Source organism: Mesorhizobium sp. ORM8.1 (assembly GCF_053005525.2).
Map to the genome: position 1 here is coordinate 5,151,912 of NZ_CM132600.1, position 19,120 is coordinate 5,171,031.

Annotated in this window: 17 protein-coding genes and 1 tRNA gene; 7 read left to right on the plus strand and 11 right to left on the minus strand. The window is 62.7% G+C overall.

Features of this window, described 5'->3' with window-relative positions; all coding sequences use genetic code 11:
• Positions 1 to 44: 44 nt before the first annotated feature.
• From ACVDG8_RS25755 to ACVDG8_RS25795, 9 genes are all read right to left on the minus strand, one after another.
• A complete protein-coding gene (locus ACVDG8_RS25755; RefSeq protein ID WP_447250950.1) occupies positions 45 to 1,160 on the minus strand; it encodes an ABC transporter ATP-binding protein in 1,116 nt (371 codons plus the stop codon).
• A gap of 22 nt (positions 1,161 to 1,182) precedes the next feature.
• Positions 1,183 to 2,127: a carbohydrate ABC transporter permease gene (locus ACVDG8_RS25760; RefSeq protein ID WP_447250951.1), complete on the minus strand. Its 945-nt coding sequence runs from the start codon at positions 2,125 to 2,127 to the stop codon at positions 1,183 to 1,185.
• The gene (locus ACVDG8_RS25765; protein WP_447250952.1) at positions 2,124 to 3,074 is read right to left on the minus strand and encodes a carbohydrate ABC transporter permease; all 951 of its coding nucleotides are present in this window, start codon (positions 3,072 to 3,074) and stop codon (positions 2,124 to 2,126) included. Before ACVDG8_RS25765 ends, ACVDG8_RS25760 begins: the two co-directional genes overlap by 4 nt.
• A 148-nt stretch (positions 3,075 to 3,222) precedes the next feature.
• A complete protein-coding gene (locus ACVDG8_RS25770) occupies positions 3,223 to 4,476 on the minus strand; it encodes an ABC transporter substrate-binding protein (RefSeq protein WP_447250953.1) in 1,254 nt (417 codons plus the stop codon).
• A 58-nt stretch (positions 4,477 to 4,534) separates the two neighbouring features.
• Positions 4,535 to 6,046: an aldehyde dehydrogenase family protein gene (locus tag ACVDG8_RS25775; RefSeq protein WP_447257083.1), complete on the minus strand. Its 1,512-nt coding sequence runs from the start codon at positions 6,044 to 6,046 to the stop codon at positions 4,535 to 4,537.
• A 10-nt stretch (positions 6,047 to 6,056) separates the two neighbouring features.
• Entirely contained in the window at positions 6,057 to 6,833 is a 777-nt protein-coding gene (locus tag ACVDG8_RS25780; protein ID WP_447250954.1) for an enoyl-CoA hydratase/isomerase family protein, read from the minus strand.
• Complete coding sequence (locus ACVDG8_RS25785) at positions 6,826 to 8,376, minus strand: acyl CoA:acetate/3-ketoacid CoA transferase (protein WP_455707857.1); 1,551 nt, start codon at positions 8,374 to 8,376, stop codon at positions 6,826 to 6,828. Before ACVDG8_RS25785 ends, ACVDG8_RS25780 begins: the two co-directional genes overlap by 8 nt.
• Before the next feature lie 47 nt (positions 8,377 to 8,423).
• Positions 8,424 to 9,440, minus strand: coding sequence for a Gfo/Idh/MocA family protein (locus tag ACVDG8_RS25790; RefSeq protein ID WP_447250956.1), 1,017 nt, complete (start codon positions 9,438 to 9,440; stop codon positions 8,424 to 8,426).
• On the minus strand, positions 9,437 to 10,489 hold the full coding sequence (locus ACVDG8_RS25795) for a LacI family DNA-binding transcriptional regulator (protein ID WP_455707269.1): 1,053 nt from the start codon (positions 10,487 to 10,489) through the stop codon (positions 9,437 to 9,439). Before ACVDG8_RS25795 ends, ACVDG8_RS25790 begins: the two co-directional genes overlap by 4 nt.
• 229 nt (positions 10,490 to 10,718) lie before the next feature.
• On the opposite strand from ACVDG8_RS25795, the gene ACVDG8_RS25800 reads away from it, so the two are divergent.
• From ACVDG8_RS25800 to ACVDG8_RS25830, 7 genes are all read left to right on the plus strand, one after another.
• Positions 10,719 to 11,873: a dihydrodipicolinate synthase family protein gene (locus tag ACVDG8_RS25800; RefSeq protein WP_447250958.1), complete on the plus strand. Its 1,155-nt coding sequence runs from the start codon at positions 10,719 to 10,721 to the stop codon at positions 11,871 to 11,873.
• Between the two features lie 102 nt (positions 11,874 to 11,975).
• Complete coding sequence (gmd, locus tag ACVDG8_RS25805; protein ID WP_447250959.1) at positions 11,976 to 13,043, plus strand: GDP-mannose 4,6-dehydratase; 1,068 nt, start codon at positions 11,976 to 11,978, stop codon at positions 13,041 to 13,043.
• A gap of 112 nt (positions 13,044 to 13,155) precedes the next feature.
• Entirely contained in the window at positions 13,156 to 14,127 is a 972-nt protein-coding gene (fcl, locus tag ACVDG8_RS25810) for a GDP-L-fucose synthase (protein ID WP_447250960.1), read from the plus strand.
• 31 nt (positions 14,128 to 14,158) lie between these two features.
• Positions 14,159 to 15,565: a hypothetical protein gene (locus ACVDG8_RS25815; RefSeq protein ID WP_447250961.1), complete on the plus strand. Its 1,407-nt coding sequence runs from the start codon at positions 14,159 to 14,161 to the stop codon at positions 15,563 to 15,565.
• A gap of 35 nt (positions 15,566 to 15,600) precedes the next feature.
• On the plus strand, positions 15,601 to 17,049 hold the full coding sequence (locus ACVDG8_RS25820) for a hypothetical protein (RefSeq protein WP_447250962.1): 1,449 nt from the start codon (positions 15,601 to 15,603) through the stop codon (positions 17,047 to 17,049).
• Positions 17,050 to 17,268: 219 nt separating this feature from the next.
• Positions 17,269 to 18,033, plus strand: coding sequence for an SDR family NAD(P)-dependent oxidoreductase (locus tag ACVDG8_RS25825; protein ID WP_447250963.1), 765 nt, complete (start codon positions 17,269 to 17,271; stop codon positions 18,031 to 18,033).
• Positions 18,034 to 18,061: 28 nt separating this feature from the next.
• Positions 18,062 to 18,355: a DUF1330 domain-containing protein gene (locus ACVDG8_RS25830; RefSeq protein ID WP_447250964.1), complete on the plus strand. Its 294-nt coding sequence runs from the start codon at positions 18,062 to 18,064 to the stop codon at positions 18,353 to 18,355.
• Positions 18,356 to 18,466: 111 nt separating this feature from the next.
• Here ACVDG8_RS25830 and ACVDG8_RS25835 read toward each other — a convergent pair.
• Positions 18,467 to 18,541 (minus strand) — tRNA-Val (locus ACVDG8_RS25835).
• Positions 18,542 to 18,657: 116 nt separating this feature from the next.
• Positions 18,658 to 19,020 carry a cell cycle two-component system response regulator CpdR gene (gene cpdR / locus ACVDG8_RS25840; protein ID WP_006199474.1) on the minus strand — a complete coding sequence of 121 codons (363 nt, stop codon included), beginning with the start codon at positions 19,018 to 19,020 and terminating at the stop codon, positions 18,658 to 18,660.
• Between the last annotated feature and the right edge of the window lie 100 nt (positions 19,021 to 19,120).

Sequence of the window (19,120 nt, forward strand, 5' to 3'; positions counted from 1 at the left end):
CATGTCGTTGCCCCAAAACCGGAGCCACTTTTGGGCGACATGCATCATAGAATACGCTTCTCGGTCGCAGGGTCGAAGAACACGGCCTTGCTCAGATTGAATGCCAACGGCGTGCTGGTGCCGGGATGGATGTTGGCATCGGCGCGCAGCCGCGCCACCACGCCCTTGCCGCCGAGATTGGTGACCGCGAACGTGTCGGAGCCCGCCGGTTCGACGACCTCGATGTGGAGGTCGGCGGTGGCGATGTTCGAGGCATTGCGCTCGGCGCCTTCCGGGTCGGTCAGCGCTTCCGGCCGTACGCCGAAGATGATCGGCTTGCCCTGGAATGCCGAGAGACCCGCCGGCGCATTGGCCATCGGCAACGAGATCGGCTCACGCGCCTCGCGCTGCAACACGACCGACAGCGCATTGCCCGAGTTGGCCACGGTCGCCGGGATCAGGTTCATCGCCGGCGAGCCCATGAAGTCGGCGACGAACAAATTGGTCGGATTGTTGTAGATTTCAGCCGGCGTGCCGAACTGCTGCACCTCGCCGTCGCGCATCACCGCGATCTTGGTCGCCAGCGTCATCGCCTCGATCTGGTCGTGCGTGACATAGACGATCGTCGTGCCGGTCGTTGCATGCAGGCGCTTGATCTCGATGCGCATGTCGACGCGCAGCTTGGCGTCGAGGTTGGAGAGCGGCTCGTCGAACAGGAACAGTTTGGGATCGCGCACCAGCGCCCGGCCCATGGCGACGCGCTGGCGCTGGCCGCCGGAAAGCTGGCTCGGCTTGCGGTTGAGGAGATGGCCGATCTGCAGCACCTTGGCCACCTTGTCGATCGCCGCCTGGCGTTCGGCCGCCGGCACGCCGCGCATTTCCATGCCGAAGGAGATGTTTCCGGCCACCGTCATGTTCGGATAGAGCGCGTAGCTCTGGAAGACCATGGCGATGTCGCGTTTCGAAGGGTGCAGATCGTTGATGGCGCGACCGTCGACGCGGATCTCGCCCTCGGTGATCTGCTCCAGGCCGGCGATGGTGTTGAGCAAGGTGGACTTGCCGCAGCCGGACGGGCCGACGAGCACGAGAAAGCCGCCCTTTTCGAGATCGACATCGATGCCCTTCAGGATTTCGACATTCCCGAAGCGCTTCTTCAACCCGTCAATTTCAAGAAAAGCCATGGTCGTTCCTTCTAGAAAGAGGTCAGCCCTTGACCGCGCCCGCCATCAGCCCGCGCACGAAATAGCGGCCGGCGACGACATAGACGATCAGGGTGGGGAGCGCGGCGATCATCGCCGCCGCCATGTTGACGTTGTATTCGACGACGCCGGTCGAGGTGTTGACGACATTGTTCAGCGCCACCGTCATCGGCATGGCGTCGCCGGTGCCGGCATAGGCTGACGCAAACAGGAAGTCGTTCCAGATGTTGGTGAACTGGTAGATGACGGTGACGACGAAGATCGGCATCGAGTTCGGCAGCATGATGCGGCGGAAAATCTGGAAGAAGGAGGCGCCGTCGACCTGCGCGGCCTTGATCAGCTCGGTCGGGAACGCCTCGTAATAGTTGCGGAAGAACAAAGTGGTGAAGCCGAGGCCGTAGACGACGTGGACGAAGACGAGGTTGACCGTCGAATTGCCGAGACCGAAGCTTGTTCCGACCGAATTCTGCAGCGTCACGCCGAAGCGGCCGACGCTGCCCAGGATCGTCGCCATCGGCAACAGCACCGACTGGAACGGAATGAAGCAGGCAAACAGCATCAGCCCGAACACCAGGGTTGCGCCGCGAAAACGCCACTTGGTCAACACGTAGCCGTTGAGCGCCCCGAGCATGGTCGAGATCAGCACCGCGGGAACCACCATCTTGATGGAGTTCCAGAAATAACCCTTGATGCCGGCACAGGTCAGGCCGACGCAGGTCTCGCCCCAGGCCTTGAACCACGGTTCGAGAGTCGGCGATTGCGGCAGCGCCAGCATGTTGCCATTCTGGATCTCGTCCATGGTCTTGAACGAGGTGACCAGCATGACGAACAGCGGCATCAGGTAGAACAGCGCAAACAGCGCCAAGAGCCCATAGATGACGATGCGGTTGAGGGTCTTGGTGTTGATGCCGCCGGCGACCTGGCGGGCAGGTGTGGCGACGGCGCTCATCGCGGCTTCTCCCGCAGTTCCGAATAGAGATAGGGCACGATGATGGCGACGATGGTCATCAGCATGATCACAGCGCTGGCCGAACCGACGGCCATCTCGTTGCGCTTGAACGTGTACTCATACATGAAGTTGGACGGCAGCCAGGCCGAGCCGCCTGGGCCGCCGGAGGTCAGCGCCACGACAAGGTCATAGGACTTGATGGCCAGGTGCGCGAGCACGATGAAGGCCGACAGGAAGATCGGCCTGAGCAGCGGGATGACGATGCGGCGATAGAGCTGGAAGGTGGTGGCGCCATCGATCTGCGCCGCCTTCATGATCTCGCCGTCGATGCCGCGCAGGCCGGCCAGGAACATCGCCATGATGAAGCCGGAGGCCTGCCAGACGCCGGCGATGACCACCGTGTAGATGACGAAATCCTTGTTCTTGATCCAGTCGAAATGGAAGCTCGTCCAGCCCCATTGATGCAGCGTCTGCTCCAGCCCAAGGCCGGGATCGAGGAACCATTTCCAGGCGACGCCGGTGACGATGAAGGACAGCGCCATCGGGTAGAGGTAGATCGGCCGCAGCACGCCTTCGCCGCGGATCTTCTGGTCGAGCAGGATCGCCAGGAACAGGCCGAGCGCCAGGCAGATCAGGATGTAGAGAAAGCCGAAAATGCCCATGTTGGTGATCGACGTGTACCAACTCGACGGCGGGTCGGTGTCGAAGGTCCAGCCCCACAGACGCTGATAGGCGCGCGCGCCCGTTATCGCATAGGACGGGAAGGTCTTGGAATTGGTGAAGGACAGATAGATCGTCCACAGGATGAAGCCATAGACGAAGACGATGGTGATGGCGAAGCTCGGCGCCAGCACGATCTTCGGCAGGGCATCCTGCAGGCGCGAGCGCACGGAGGGGCGCGACCGCTCCGGCGTCAGCTTGATCTGGGTTGTCGCTACACTGCTCATGAGGCTCCTCCCGTCGAGGGTCGTCCGTGCTCTGCCGTCAGGCGGCAAGGCGGCCCGGTGCATACGGGTCCTGGGTCGGCATAGTGTCGAGCCGGCCAATTGCGAGATGGAAACCTTCCCCGCCGAAGCGGGGAAGGTGTTTTAGCGCTTACTTGGCGTCGTCGATCGCCTTGACCAGCTCGGTCACGGCTTCGTCCGAGGTCTTGATCTGACCATGGACGAACTTCGAGACGACGTCCTTGTAGGCATTGGCGACCGCCGGAGGCGCGCCATAGCCCTGGGCCAGCGATCCGAACAGCGTGCCGCCTTCATTGGCCTTCTTCAGGTCGGCAATGCCTTTCTTGCCGCAGGCGTCGAAATCGGTGTCCGGAACGTCGGTACGGGCCGGAACCGAACCCTTGACGACGTTGAAGGCCGACTGGAAGCTCTTCGACAGCGTGGCGGTGGCAAGCGCGATCTGGGCGGCCTTGCGGTCGTCCGGAACGTTGAACATGCCGAACATGTCGGAGTTGTAGATCACGGAGCCGTCGGTGCCCGGGAAGCGATAGCACAGGAAGTCGGTGCCAGGCGTCTTCTTGGCGGCGTGGAACTCACCCTTGGCCCAGTCGCCCATGACCTGCACAAGGGCATCGCCCTTGATGACCATCGCGGTGGCAAGGTTCCAGTCGCGACCCGAGAAGTTCGGGTCGACATAGGTGACGAGCTTGGCGAGGTTGTCGAACGACTTCTTCATCGTGTCGGACTTGAGCGAAGCGTCGTCGAGGTCGTTGAAGGCCTTCTTGTAGAACTCAGGTCCGCCGGTCGACAGCACGACCGAGTCGAACATGGTGGCTTCCTGCCAGTTCTGGCCGCCGAGAGCGAGCGGGATGACGCCAGCCGCCTTGGCCTTGTCGAGCAGGGCAACGAAGTCGTCGAAGGTCTTCGGCTCGGTGCCGCCGATCTTGTCCATCACCGCCTTGTTGATCCACAGCCAGTTGACCGAGTGGACGTTGACCGGAGCCGCGACCCACTTGCCGTCATAGACCGAGAATTTCTGCAGGGCCGCCGGAACCGACTTGTCCCAGCCTTCCTTCTTCGCCGTCTCGGTCAGGTCGCCCATGACGCCGGCAGCGGCATAGTCGAGCACGGTGTAGCCGAGCATCTGCGAGGCTGTCGGGTAATTGCCGGCGGCAACCATTGCCTTCAGCGCGGTCATGGCAGCGTCGCCGCCACCGCCGGCCACCGGCACGTCCTTCCAGGCATAACCTTCCTTGGCCAGATCGCCCTTGAGAACGTTGAGGGCAGCCGCTTCGCCGCCCGACGTCCACCAATGCAGCATCTGCACTTCCTTGACATCCGCGGCATGCGCCGAGAACGCAAAGCTCGTCGCAAGAGCCGTTCCGATAAGCAGTTTGCGCAACATGTACTACCTCCCTTGTTGCATTACACGACCGGTGGAAGCCCACCGGGTTCTTCCAAACTCAGCCGACCCACCAACCGGTGCGCTGGCCGCGATGAAACTGGATTGTCTTTTCCTCGGTATAGTCCTCGACGGCGCGTTTGCCGAGTTCGCGTCCGAGACCGGACTGCTTGTAGCCCCCGAAAGGCAGTTCGGGATAACCTTCCATGAATGTATTCACCCAGACGGTCCCCGAACGCACACCCCGCGCCACCGACATGCAGGTGTCGATGCTGGCGCTCCACACCCCTGCGGACAGACCATAGGGCGTGTCGTTGGCAATGTGCAATGCCTTTTCAATCGTTTCAAAAGTGAGAACGGAAAGCACCGGACCGAACACTTCCTCGCGGGCGATGGCCATATCTTCTGTAACGTTACGGATGATGGTCGGATCGAGGTATTGGCCGGCATTGGAGGCGCGCCGCGCGCCACCGCTGACAACGTTGCCGCCGTCAGTTTTCGCCGCCGAAACATAGCCGGCTACCTTTGCCATGTGGTCGGCGGAAATCATGGCGCCGACCTTGGTGCGATCGTCGAGCGGATCGCCGACCCGGACCTTCTGCGCCAGTGCTTTGACGGCGCCAAGAAAATCGTCGGCGATCGCCTCGTGCACGATCAGGCGGCTGCCGGCATTGCAGCATTCGCCGGCGTTGAAGAAACCGCCGAACACCGCCGCGTCGGCGGCCGCTTCGAGGTCGGCATCGGGAAAGACGATCTGGCCGTTCTTGCCGCCGAGCTCCATCGACACCTTTTTCAGCGAGTCCGAGGCCGTCGCCATGGTCGTCTTGCCGACGCGGGTCGAGCCGGTGAAGGACACCATCTCGACCAGCGGATGGCTGACCATCGGCGCGCCGACATCGGCGCCGAAACCGGCGAGGATGTTGACGACGCCGGCCGGCAGGCCCGCTTCAAGCAGGATGTCGCCGAGCACGAAGGTCGAGGCCGAGGTCATCTCGCTCGGCTTGACCACCGCCGTGCAGCCGGCGGCAAGCGCGAAGGGCAGTTTCTGGCTGACGATCAGGAACGGGAAATTCCATGGCGTGATGATCGAGACGACGCCGATCGGCTCGCGCAGCACCACACCCAGCATGGCATCGCCGAGATTGGCGTAGCTTTCGCCATGCAGCGTGCGGGCAAGCGAGGCGGCATAGCGCCAGATGTCGACGGCGCCGCCGATCTCGCCGCGCGCCTGGGCGATCGGCTTGCCGGATTCCAACGCATCGAGCCGAGCGATATCCTCCAGCCGGCTTTCGATGAGGTCGGCCGCCTTGAGCAGCACCGCGGCACGCTCGGAGGCCTTCATGCGCGGCCAGGGACCGGTTTCGAACGCCCTGTGCGCGGCCTGCACCGCGGCCTCGACTTCGGCGGCACCCGCCTGCGCATAGCGCGATACGATAAAACCGTGGCCTGGGCTGGCGCGCTCCATCGCGCGGCCGTCGCGGGCCTCGACATGCTTGCCGTCGATCAGCAGCTTATAGGCCTTCGGCGCCTGAGACGCTTCGGCGGGCATGGCAATGTTGAGCGGTGCGTTCATCATTCTTTCTCTAGGATCTCGAAAAGGCCGGCTTCTGCTTGGCCTTGAAAGCGTCGACGCCGGCCTTGAGGTCGCCGGTCAGTGCGATAAAACCGCTGGCCAGGGCTTCCGTCGCTGCCGCACTTTCCTCGCCTTCGGCGACAGCGATCATCAGCTTGGCGGCTTCGGTGGCGAGCGGCCCGCGTTCGGCGATTTTCTGCGCCCAGGTCCCGGCTTCATCGAAGGCTTTACCGGTCTCGACGACACGGTCGACGATGCCGTGCACGAGCGCGTCGGGCGCCAGAAAAATCTCGCCTCCCAGCGCCATGCGGCGCACGATTTGCGCGCCAAAACGGCGCACGGCGCGTTGCGTGCCCGACCAGCCAGGAACGACGCCGATGGATGTTTCGGGGAAACCGATCTTTACCTGGGTTTCGGCGAGGCGGAAATCGCAGGCCGCCGCCAGTTCCAGCCCGCCGCCCAGCGCATGGCCTGACAGCACGGCGATCGTCGGTTGCCTGAGCCGCGCCAGCCGGTCGAAGACACGGTGGCCATAACGAACCCATTGCACCTGGAAATCGGCGGCGCTTAATTGTGCCCAGGCCTCGACGTCGCCGCCGGCGCAAAAGCCCTTGCCTTCACCGTGAATGAGCACGACGCGCACACCTTCGGCCAGTTCCGCTTCGTCAAGCACTGCTTCGAGCGCACGCAGCATCGGGATGTCGAGCGCGTTGAACTTTTCCGGCCGCCGCAGCGTGACGATGCCGATGGCGCCGTCCTGTTCGAAGGTGACGAGGGGCTCAGCCATGCGCGCCTCCGAGCGAGGCGCCGCCGTTCAGCGACAGGCCGATCGGCCGGTCTTGGTAAAGGGCTGCCGGCGTCACCTTCAGGTCATTGGCGACGCCGAGCGGAATCTCGGACTGCGCCAGAACATCGCGATCGAGGTCGATGCCGGGCGCCAGCTCGGTCACCATCAGGCCATCGGGCGTCAGCTTCATCACGCAGCGCTCGGTGACATAGGTGATGTCCTGCCCTTGCGCGACCGCACGCTTGCCGGAGAAAGAGATGTGCTCGACCTCGTTGACCACTTTCTTGACCTTGCCTTCCGCGTCGATGCGGATGGCGCCATCGGCAAGCGATAGTTTTGCACCTGCATTGAAGAAGCCCGAGAAAACAATCTTTTTCGCCCGCGCGGTGATGTCGACGAAGCCGCCGGCGCCGGCGGTGACATGCGGCCGGGTTGACAGCTTCGACACATTGACCGAACCGTGGCGATCGATCTGCAGGAAGGATAGCAGCGAGGCGTCAAAGCCGCCGGCCTGGAAATAGATGAACTGGTGCGGCGAGGGCATGATCGCCTCGGCGTTGGAGGCGCAGCCGAACTTGAAGTCGAGCAACGGCACGCCACCGACAGCACCCTGTTCGATCACCCAGGTGACCTTGCCGTGCTGGCCTTCCTCCAACAGAATGCGCGGCACATTGGCCGAGATGCCGAAGCCGATGTTGACGGCCATGCCGTCGCGCAGCTCCATGGCGACGCGGCGCGCGATCACTTTCTGCACGTTCATCTCGGCATTGCGGAAGCTCGACAGTGGCCGGAAGACCTCGCCCGAAATCGCCGGATCGTAAGGCGTCAGTGTCGTCTGCAGCTGGTCGGGCGCGACGACGACGTGGTCGACCAGCACGCCCGGAACACGCACGTCATGCGGCTTCAGCGTGCCGTTCTCGACGACTCGCTTGACCTGAGCGATGACGACACCGCCATTGTTGCGGGCGGCCAAAGCCTGTTCAAGACCGCCGAGATAAGCGCCTTCATGCTCATAGGTCAGGTTGCCGCGCTCGTCGGCGGAGGTGGCGCGGATGATCGAGATGTTGGGCACGATCGAGCGAAAATAGAGCCATTCCTCGCCATCGAACTGCTGCACCGAGACGATCGGCTCGCTGGCCGCGGCGTTCATGGCGCAGCCCTGGTGACGCGGATCGGCGAAGGTGTCGAGGCCGACCTTGGTCAGCACGCCGGGACGCTTGGCCGCCGCCTCGCGATGCATGTCGAACAGGATGCCGGAGGGCACGTTGTAGGCCGCGACCGAATTGTCGCCGATCATCTTCCATATCTGCGGCGGTTCGGCCGAAGAGGGGCCGGACGGGTAGGAGCCGCAAAGCGTACGCTTCAACAGGCCAGGCTTGGCCAGGTGGTCGATGCCCTTGATGCCATACATGTCACCGGCGGCGATCGGATGCAGCGTGGTGATACCCTTGGGATGGCCTTCCGTGTCGAAGCGTTCGCCGATGGCCGCCAACACGGCATCGGGGCAGCCGAGGCCGCTCGACGACGACACCGAGACGATCATGCCGTCCTTGATCAGGCTGGCGGCGTAAGTCGCCGAGACGAGCTTGCTCACGGGAGGCTCCCGAGTTGTGGGTCGATCGTCACGGTCTTGCCGGTCTTCGACGATTGCAGGGCGGCTTCGGCCGATGCCAGCGACCAGATGCCGTCCTCACCGGTGGCGGAAGGCTGGCCTTCACCGCGGATTGCTGCATGGAACTGGCTGAGCGAGCGGGTGTAGAGGTCTTCGCGATCGAAATGGAGCTCTTCCTCGCCGTTTGCGGTGCGCAGCAGCACCGAACCGATCGGCTTTTGCGTCATCACATTGGCAGCGATCAGCGAGCCTTCCGATCCGTGCACCTCGAAGCCGGTGCCGGCGAATTTGGTCGTGAATCCCTCATGCGATTGCGCGATGAGGCCCGACTTGAAGCGCCAGACACACATGGCGCCGTCTTCGAGCCCACCGCCGGCCATGCCGGCCGACTGCGTGAAAGCGGAAATCTCGACCGGATCGTCGCCGAGCACGAAGCGCAGCGTGTCGGCATCGTGCACTGTGATGTCGAGCACCACGCCGCCGCCGGCTTCAGGTTTGGTGATGCGCCAGCCCTGCAGGTTTTCCGGCAGGTAGACGGAATGGAAGACACGCGCCGCGATCGGTCTGCCGATACGGCCGGCGGCGATCGCCCCGCGCATGGCGCGATGCGCGCCGGCATTGCGCAGATGGTGATTGGTGCCGAAGACGATGCCGGCGGCTTGGGCGGCGGCGACCATCTTCTTCGCATCGGCGCTGGTCAGCGCCAGCGGCTTTTCGCACATGACATGCTTGCCGGCCTTGATCGCCGCAAGGCCTTGTTCGAGGTGCAGCTCATTGGTGGTCGAGACGTAGACGGCATCAATGTCGGCGCTAAGCAGCGCATCGACGGTCGAGACGGCGAGAGGAATGCCATTTTCCTCCGCATAGGCCTTGGCCCGCACCGGGCTGGAACTCATCACGGCGGCGACTTCGCCATCGGCCTGCGCGCGGATGGCGTCGATCATGAATTGTTTTGCGATCGTGCTCGCGCCGATCAGACCCCACCGCACGCTCATGCCGCGTTCCCCGCTGCAATGTTTTGCTTGCCGCGATCCGGGCCGCTGCTTTCGCGGACGACGAGATTGACGGCGCCGATGTGGTCTTCAGCGCGCGTCGTGCGCGACTGGATCATCTTGAGCATGACGTGGGCGGCGCGCTCGCCAAGGCCGGCGGTATCGACGGCAACGCTGGTCAGCGCCGGCATATAGTGCTCGGCCTCGGCGACGTCGTCGAAGCCGACGACGGCAAAGTCCGCTCCCGCCTCGAGCCCGCGCTTGCGCAGGGCCAGCATGACACCGAAGGCGACCGCGTCGTTGAAGCACAAGCCGGCCGTCGGCGGCTGCGGCGCGGCAAGGGCGGTGTCCAGGCAGGCCATGCCGCCCTTGCGGCTGGTCTCGTCCTCGACGATCAGCCGGTTGGTTGATGGGATGCCGAACGCCTCACAGGCCTCGATGAAGCCGCCCAGCCGCTCCTGATAGACGACGAGGTCGGACGAGCCGCCGAAGAAAGCGAGGCGACGATGGCCTTTGCCGATCAGATGCTCGGTGGCAATGAAGGCGCCGCGGTGGTTGTCGGGCGCGATCACCGGAATGCGGCTTTCGGGTAGCCGGCGCATGGCAAACACGACCGGCACGCCGGCAGCCTCGATGCGGCGGAAGGCGCCGGGCACGGTGCCGCGCGCCGGCGAGACGATGAGGCCGGCCACGCCCTGTTCCATGAGCGATTTCAGCACCTCTTCCTGGCGCACCGGGTTCTCGGCCGTGTTGGCGATGAAGGGGACCACGCCCGCCGCCTGGAAGACGCGCTCCATGCCAACGGCAAGCTCGGCGAAGAAAGGGTTGGTGAGATCGTTGATGACCATGCCGATGACGTTGGAATGAGCCTTGCGCAGATTGGCGGCGCCGCGGTTGTAGACATAGCCGACATCCTCGATCGCCTTGCGGACCTTGCTAGCGGTTTCAGGCCGGATCAGCCCGCTGCCCTGCAGCACGAGCGATACCGTCGATTTGGACACGCCGGCCTCGCGGGCGATGTCCAGGATCGTTGCCTTGGCCCTGCTGGCCATGTCCGTGCTTTCCTCCGCTTCAGGCGCCAAATCTATTGGAACGTTCTAATCACCACTCAAAATCGGAGTCAACCGGGTTTCTTATGGAATCAGAAAAATTGATAACTAGCGTTCAAACGTATGATTCCTGGGATGCGATGAAGCATTGAACCGGTTCATTCCCGGAATCATAAAGGTTCTTGATTTATTGGAACGTTCCATTTATAGGCAGCCGCAAAGGGAGAGTTTCATGGACATCATCCTGCCTGTCGAGAATGGCGGCCGCGCCAGCTATCGGCTTGTCGGCGTGCCGGTCGAGCCTAGCATTGGCGCGTCCTTCCCGCGCATCGCCTATGCAGCCGCGCATGTCGTTGCAGACCCGATCGCGATGACCGATCCGTGGTCGCGATCGGCGATCGACTGGGAGAAGACCATGGCGTTTCGCCACCATCTGTGGCGGCTGGGCTTCCGCATTGCCGAAGCGATGGACACTTCGCAGCGCGGCATGGGCTTCGACTGGGAGAGCGCGAAGGAACTGATCCGGCGCTCGATCGCCGAGGCGCGCAGCGTGCCTGGCGCCGATCTCGCTTCGGGCGCCGGCACCGATCATTTGGCGCCGGCGAGCGCACGGACGATTGACGACGTCATTCGCGCTTATGAGGAACAGTTCGCCTTCATCGAAGGCGAGGGCGGCAAGGCGATCATGATGGCCAGCCGCGCGCTTGCCGCGGTCACCAAGGGGCCGGATGACTATATCAAGGTCTATGACCGCATTCTCGGCCAGGCCTCAGGCAAGGTGATCCTGCACTGGCTGGGCGACATGTTCGACCCGGCGCTGAGAGGTTACTGGGGCAGCGAGAGCTTCGAGGCCGCGCTCGACACCGTCGTTGCCATCATCGAGCGCCACGCCGGCAAGGTCGAAGGCATCAAGATATCGCTGCTCGACGCCGACAAGGAGGTCGCTCTGCGAGACCGGTTGCCCGAGGGCGTGGTGATGTTCACCGGCGACGACTTCAACTATCCGGAGCTGATCGCCGGCGATGGGAAGGGGCATTCGCACGCGTTGCTCGGCATTTTCGACGCCATCGCGCCGGCCGCCAATGCGGCACTGGCAAAGCTCGCGGCAGGTGACCGGGCCGGCTACGACGCGCTGATGGCGCCGACCGTGCCGTTGTCGCGCAAGATCTTCGAGGCGCCGACGGCATATTACAAGGCCGGCATCGTCTTCATGGCCTGGCTGAACGGGCACCAAAGCCACTTCACCATGGTGGGCGGCATGCAGTCCGCGCGTGGCATATGCCATTATGCCGAAGTCTTCCGCCTTGCCGATCAGGCGGGCCTGCTGGCCGACCCGGAGCTTGCAACGGCCAGGATGAAGACCCTGTGCGAGGTGGCGGGCGTCTGAACCCGGCAAGGCAAATCACGAAAGCCTCTCCCGCTCGGGGGATTTGCGTTCCGCCGGCAAACCTGTATCGCTTTGCCGGACTCAACGCGGACGAACGCAGCAGTGGTAGAGAAAGTCGCCCTTATAACTGGCGTGACCGGGCAGGACGGGGCCTATCTCGCCGAGCTTCTGCTTGGGAAGGGCTATGTAGTCCATGGCGTCAAACGCCGTTCGTCCTCCTTCAACACCGAGCGTGTCGACGACCTCTATGTCGATCCGCATGAGAGCGGCGCGCGCTTCTTCCTGCATTACGGCGATCTGACCGACGCGACCAACCTGATCCGCCTGGTGCAGGAGGCAAAGCCGACCGAGATCTACAATCTTGGCGCCCAAAGCCATGTCCAGGTGAGTTTCGAGACGCCGGAATACACGGCCAACGCCGATGCGCTGGGCACGCTCAGGCTGCTCGAAGCAATCCGCATACTCGGCCTCGAGAAATCGGTGCGTTTCTACCAGGCCTCGACCTCGGAGCTTTACGGTCAGGTGGCCGAAATTCCGCAGAGCGAGAACACGCCGTTCCGGCCGCGTTCGCCCTATGCGGCCGCCAAGCTCTATGCCTACTGGATCACGATCAACTATCGCCAGGCCTATGGCATGTTCGCGTCCAACGGCATCCTGTTCAACCATGAAGGGCCGACGCGCGGCGAAACCTTCGTCACGCGCAAGATCACGCGCGCGGTGGCGGCGATCCATCATGGATTGCAGGACACGCTCTATCTCGGCAATCTCGATGCCCGGCGCGACTGGGGCCATGCCCGTGACTATGTCGAGGGCATGTGGCGCATCCTGCAGCATGATGAGCCTGACGATTTCGTGCTGGCGACCGGCGAGGCGCATTCGGTGCGCGAATTTGCCGAACTAGCCTTTGCCGGAGCCGGGCGCACCATCCATTGGCAAGGCGAAGGCGTCGACGAGGTGGGCATCGACGCCGGCTCGGGCGCAGTTGTGGTGCGCGTCGATCCGCGTTATTTCCGTCCGACCGAGGTCGACATGTTGATCGGCGATGTTTCCAAGGCGCGAACCAGGCTGGGCTGGTCGCACACCGTCGGATTCAAGGATCTGGTAACGGAAATGGTGCAGGCCGATCTGGCGCGTGCCGCCGCCGGCGGCTGGCGCAGCGACCATTCCTAGGACGCTTCACCGTTTCCCGGAAACGGCGAGCCGCTCTATCTTTTTGTTTTGACACAATTTTGGACGGAAAGCCGTTTCACACTTTTCCTGGAATTGCTCTGATAGGATTGCGATGGACAAGATTTTCGATCTCAAAGGAAAGCGTGTCTTCGTGGCCGGACACCGCGGCATGGTCGGCTCGGCGCTGGTGCGCCGCCTGGTCAGCGAGGATTGCGAGATACTGACCGTCGCGCGCAGCGAGCTCGACCTTCTCGACCAGGCCGGCGTACGGCGCTGGATGGCCGATCGGCGGCCGGATGCGGTGGTCATGGCGGCCGCCAAGGTCGGCGGCATCCTTGCCAATGACAGCCTCCCGGTGGACTTTCTCTATGAAAACCTCGTTGTGCAGAACAACGTCATCGAAGCTGCCTTCCGCAGCGAGGTTCGAAAGCTGCTGTTCCTGGGTTCATCGTGTATCTATCCGAAGCTGGCGCCGCAGCCGATCCAGGAAGACGCGTTGCTCACCGGTCCGCTTGAACCCACCAACGAATGGTATGCGGTCGCCAAGATCGCCGGGTTGAAGCTCTGCCAGGCCTATCGGCGGCAATATGGCGTCGATTACATTTCGGCCATGCCGACCAATCTCTATGGTCCCGGTGACAATTTCGATCTCAACAGCAGCCATGTCGTGCCGGCGCTGATGCGCAAGGCCGATGAGGCCAGGCGCACCGGTCAAAAGACGTTACAGGTGTGGGGATCGGGCAAGCCGATGCGGGAATTCCTGCACGTCGACGATGCCGCCGACGCATTCGTCTGGCTGTTGAAGAACTATGCCGGCGACAGTCACCTCAACATCGGATGCGGGGAGGACGTCACCATCGCCGAGCTTGCCCGCACCGTCGTATCGGTCGTCGGCGCAGATGCCGAAATCATTTTCGATGCAACGAAGCCGGACGGCACGCCGCGCAAGCTGATGGATGTGTCACGGCTGTTTGCCACGGGCTGGCGTCCGCGCTACTCGCTTCGCGGCGGATTGGAGCAAACCTATGCGTGGTTTCTCGAGCATGTCGAGACCGGGCAGATCCGGCTTGGGCAGCCTGGTTAGGCGCGGCCCGAGCATGTGAGGCCGACAGCGCTTGAGCGACTTCTCCACGAAGATTTTCGCGGCGACCAGAACCGACGGCCTTGGCGGGCGTCTGCTGGCCATGGTCAATGCAAAGAGCCTCGCCGACAGGATGGGATGCCGTTTCGGATTCACCTGGAACGGCCAGTCGGTCGAACAGATGGAATTCCATGCGGTCGAACGCGTCGACGAGGTGTTTTCCGCTGATTTCGTCGAAAAGCACTGGCTGGGCGACGAGATCGATGTCACCCGGTTCAGCGCTCTCGGCGGCACGTTCACCCGACACAGCCTCGAGGCCGAGGCCAGAACGCCCGGTCTGCAGGGGTGGACCTGCAACGAGTTCGGCATTCTGAGATCACTGCGGCAAGGCTGGTTCAAGGCGCGACTGCCGGTCAACAAGCCGGCCAGATGGAGACGTCAGGCATTCGCCAGCCTCGGCTTTGCCCCCGCCGTGAAGGCGGCCATTGCCGCTGCTGACGAACGCCGGTTTTCGCGGCCGATGGCGGCGCTCCATTTGCGCAGTGGCGACATCGTCTATGGCAGCTATCGCTCGCGGCTGGAGTTCGGCGAGAAGGTCATCCCCGCGCCGCTGGCCAGAGGGATCGTATCGAAGCTTGCATCGAAGGGTCTGGCGACCCTGCTTATCGGGCAGGACCAGGCGATGCTCGACTATCTGAAATCGGAGACCGGCGCTCTTCTGGCGGAAGATTTCGGGGCGGGCGAGTTCACGGACGAGATGCTCAAGGCCTTTTTCGAAATGGCGCTGATGGCGCGGTGTCGTCGAATCTACGCTGGAAGCAGCGCCTTCGCGACGATCGCATCGGCGATAGGCGGTGCACCGGTGCTGAGGAGCAAGGCCCTGTTCAACCAAGGCCGGACGGCAAGCCTCATCCTGGAGGAATTGAAGATGAGGGGCGCCGACTACCATCCGCTGGAGGCGGCCTTTGCCTATCAATGGGCCTTCCGCCTAAGGGAAGGCAGGATCAAGCCTGCTGGCACCAGACAAATCCTTGAAAAGGCACTGGCGCTCGACCCGGAGAACCGTGCCTATGTGCTGAAGATCGTGGCCAGCCATTTCCGCGAAAAGAATTACCTGTATGGGGAGGCGATCCTAAAAGCGTTCATGGCCAAGGAATTCGATGCTTCCGGTGAAATGCCGACCGAGATCATGCAACTTCTGACCAGTCGGTCGTGGCGCGGCTTTGTCATGGGTAATGACTTCGCGCTCTATCTTGCCGCGGCCAGGGCTGGCCATGTCTATGCCGCGGCATGCGCGGCGCACATTCTTCATGTGGCTTTGGGAAGAACGGAAGCGGCATTGGCGATGGCGGCCTTGCCCTTGAAGGCAGACCCTGCCAACAGGCTTTTCCAGGAAAACGAGTTGGCGATCCGGTCGTCTGCGGTCGCAATATCGAATTAAGCATTCGGCGCGGGGGCGTCCGAGGTTTAACAAGCATGTCGAAGAAAGCGCCGGTCCCCGCGTCCGGTCAAATACTGATCGCCGCCACGAGGACGGACGGGTTGGGCGGCCGTCTCCTGGCAATGGCGAATGCCAAGACGCTGGCCGACAGCCTGGGCTACCGTTTCGGGTTCACCTGGAACAGGAGGGCCATCACCAACCAGTCGTTTCACATCATCGATCTCGCCGACCAAATCTTTTCGGCCGACTTCATCGAAAGGTATTGGCTGGGCGAGGAAATCAGCAAGTCCGATTTCGGTGTTCTCGACGTCGCCGCTCTTGCCGCCGGGAACAGCCTTGGCGAGATCGCCAAAGAAAGGAAACTGCGCGGCTTTACCTGCAACGATTTTGACATCCTGAAAGATGCCACGCAGCCCGTTCGTATGACGGAGACACTGCGTGGTTTCGATTATTCACCGGCAGTGAAGGAGGCGATCGCCGCCGCCAACGGCAGCCGGTTTACCCGCCCCATGGCGGCGCTGCATCTGCGCAGCGGCGACATCGTGCACGGCAAGTATCGCACCACCCTGGTCTTCGCGGGAAAAGTGATCCCTTCGACGCTTGCCAGGGCGATCGTCACCGAACTTTCCTCGGCGGGTCTAACGACGTTGCTGATCGGACAGCATCGAGCCACGCTCGACTATCTCAAGGCCGAAACCGGGGCGATGCTGACCAGCGATTTCGGTGCCGACGCATTCCAGGGTGAAACCCTGAAAGCGTTTTTCGAGATGGCGTTGATGGCACGTTGCGAGCGGATTTATGCGGGCAGCAGCGGCTATGCCGAGATAGCCTCGCTCATGGGCGATGTTCCGCTGCTGCAAGCGTCCGCGTTGTTCGACGCGTCGCGCACCGCCGGGATCATCCTGGATGAGCTGGAGGCGCGGCAGGTCGATTATGACCCGCGCGAGGCGGCCTTCGGCTACCAGGCTGCGTTCCTGGCCGTCGAAGGCAAGGTGGCTCCCGGCAAGGCGCGCGCGATCCTGGAGAAGGCCTATGCGCTCGATCCGGAAAACGATGCCTATGCCCTCAAGATCGCCGCCGCCTATTTTCGCGAGCGCGACTTTGCGTCCGGCGAGGCTGTGCTGAAATCCCTGATGACGCGGCAGTTCAGGGATCGTCCGAGAATCCCGCTGAGGGTGATGGGGCTGCTTGGCGACACCGTGGGCGAAAGATATCCGATAGCCGAGGATTTCGAACTTTTCTTCACCGCGGCAGAAGCAGGCTGCCCTTATGCCGCGGCCTGTTCGGCGTGGATCCTCCAACAAACCGCGACGGACCGCGACCGGGCGCTGGCGATGGCCGACCTTGCAGTCAAGGCTTCGCCCTCCGATCCGATGCTGAGGAAGGTCAGGCGGCGGATCCTGCAGGGCAAGAAGCCGAGATCGGGTCTGCTTGCCAAGGCAAGATGGCGATTGGCCGGGCTACGCGCGCTGGCGTCGACCTGAGGCCAGCGCGGTCGCCAGATCCAGAATGGTGGGATCGCGCCGTCCGAATGGAAGGCCGGCAGACGTCAAGTTCGAATGGAATTCGCCGGAACGTTTGGCCCCGGCTCCGGGTGGACCTGTTGCGGCTTGCTTACTGGCAGAGCCTCGGCTCTGGTTTCTCCCTTTATAACTTGGTCCGAACAGGACGCGATCCAATCAACGCGATCGTCAGGTGAGTAAATGGAAATTCCCGGCCTGAAGGGGCGGGTGGCGGTCATAACCGCTGCCGGCCAAAACATCGGCAAGGCGACCGCGCTGGCGTTCGCTCGGGCAGGGTCGCACGTCGTTATTACCGGTGGCAGCGACCCGGCCAAGATCGAGGCCGTCGCGGGCGAGGCGCGATCTTTCGGTGTGAAGGCGATAGCCTCGATTTGCGACGGCACCGACGAGGCTGCCACCAGCGCCTTGATCGAGCGGGCGGTGGCCGAACTGGGCAGCGTCGACATCGCGGTATCCTGCGTGGGCATCAGACCGCATCAGCGGCTGGACGAGATCACCCTTCAAGACTGGCAGAACGTGATCAACACCAACCTCGGATCGGCTTTCATCCTGACCCAGGCGGTGCTTCCCCATATGCGCGGCAGGAAGCATGGGCGCCTACTTTACATGGCGGGCACGGATGCGCTTTTCCCGCTGGCAAACCGGGCCCATGTCGTCGCCGCAAAACACGGCATGCATGGGCTGGCCAAGGCCGTGGCGCTGGAATGCGGCCCTGACGGGGTGACCGCCAACAGCATTGCGCCGGGGTGGCTGGATACCGACAGGAACGCGGCCTGGTACCCCGATCTCGAGCAGACCTACGAACATGTGAGGGCGACGGTGCCGCTAAGGACGCTGGGGACTGCCGAGGACGTCGCAAATGGCTGCCTCTATCTCGCATCGGACATGGGCAAGTTCATCACCGGCCATTTGTTGCACATCAACGGCGGCGAGTTCATGGTGTAGGACTGCAATCGAGAGGGAGCGTTTCAGCGTGAAGGGATATTGGCTCATTGTCGGAACCGAGATTTCGGATCAGGATGCGCAGGCCGAATACAGCCGCCTCTGGAAGCCGATCGGCGAAAAATACCAGGGGAGGATCAACACGACAAAAGAGCCGCCTTTGCTCATAGAAGCGCGGGATGCCCGTCGCATGATCCTTGTGGAATTTCCGTCCCTGGAGATCGCCAAGGCCTGCTATGCCGACCCTGCCTATGAGGAAGCCAAGCGCTTCGCGCTTAAGGCATCGAATCGCGTTCTGGTGATGTTCGAGGGGGATCTCGGGTAACTGCTCTCGGCAAGTGCCGTTGGACGACGTCAGCTCCACGTCCCTCAGAGAACGCAGCGAGGACTAAGCGCGGCGTTCGGCGTCGGCCGGACGTCTAAGTTATTGAAAGGATGGTGGGCGTGACAAGGATTGAACTTGTGACCCCTGCAATGTCAATGCAGTGCTCTCCCGCTGAGCTACACGCCCATCCGAAGCCGCGCATACACCATTTTTGGTCCGGCGCGTCAATAGCGGGAATGTGGAAAGAAAGCTTCTCTTTGCCGCATCGGCGCGGTGGGCGCCGACGCCTGCCGAAAGCTGGCTCAGGCAGCCTGCAGCATCTTCTCGACCTCGTTGACGAGATCGCGCAGATGGAAGGGTTTTGACAGCACCTTGGCGTCCTTGGGCGCCTTGGAGTCCGGGTTGAGCGCCACGGCGGCGAAACCGGTGATGAACATCACTTTCAAATCCGGATCGATCTCGGTGGCGCGGCGGGCGAGCTCGATGCCGTCCATTTCCGGCATGACGATATCGGTCAAGAGCAGCGAGAAGGGCTCTTCGCGCAGCCGCTCATAGGCGCTGGCGCCATTGTCGAAATCGCTTACCTGGTAGCCGGCGCGCTCCAGCGCCTTGACGAGGAAGCGGCGCATATCGTCATCGTCTTCCGCCAAGAGAATGCGTGCCATCATATCCCGTCCGAATCACCCGCCCCGAGCCTGCCGTCGGGCAAGCCTGTTAACCATCCTGTATATGAGGAGGTGTCGGTAAACATCAAGTGAATGCCGG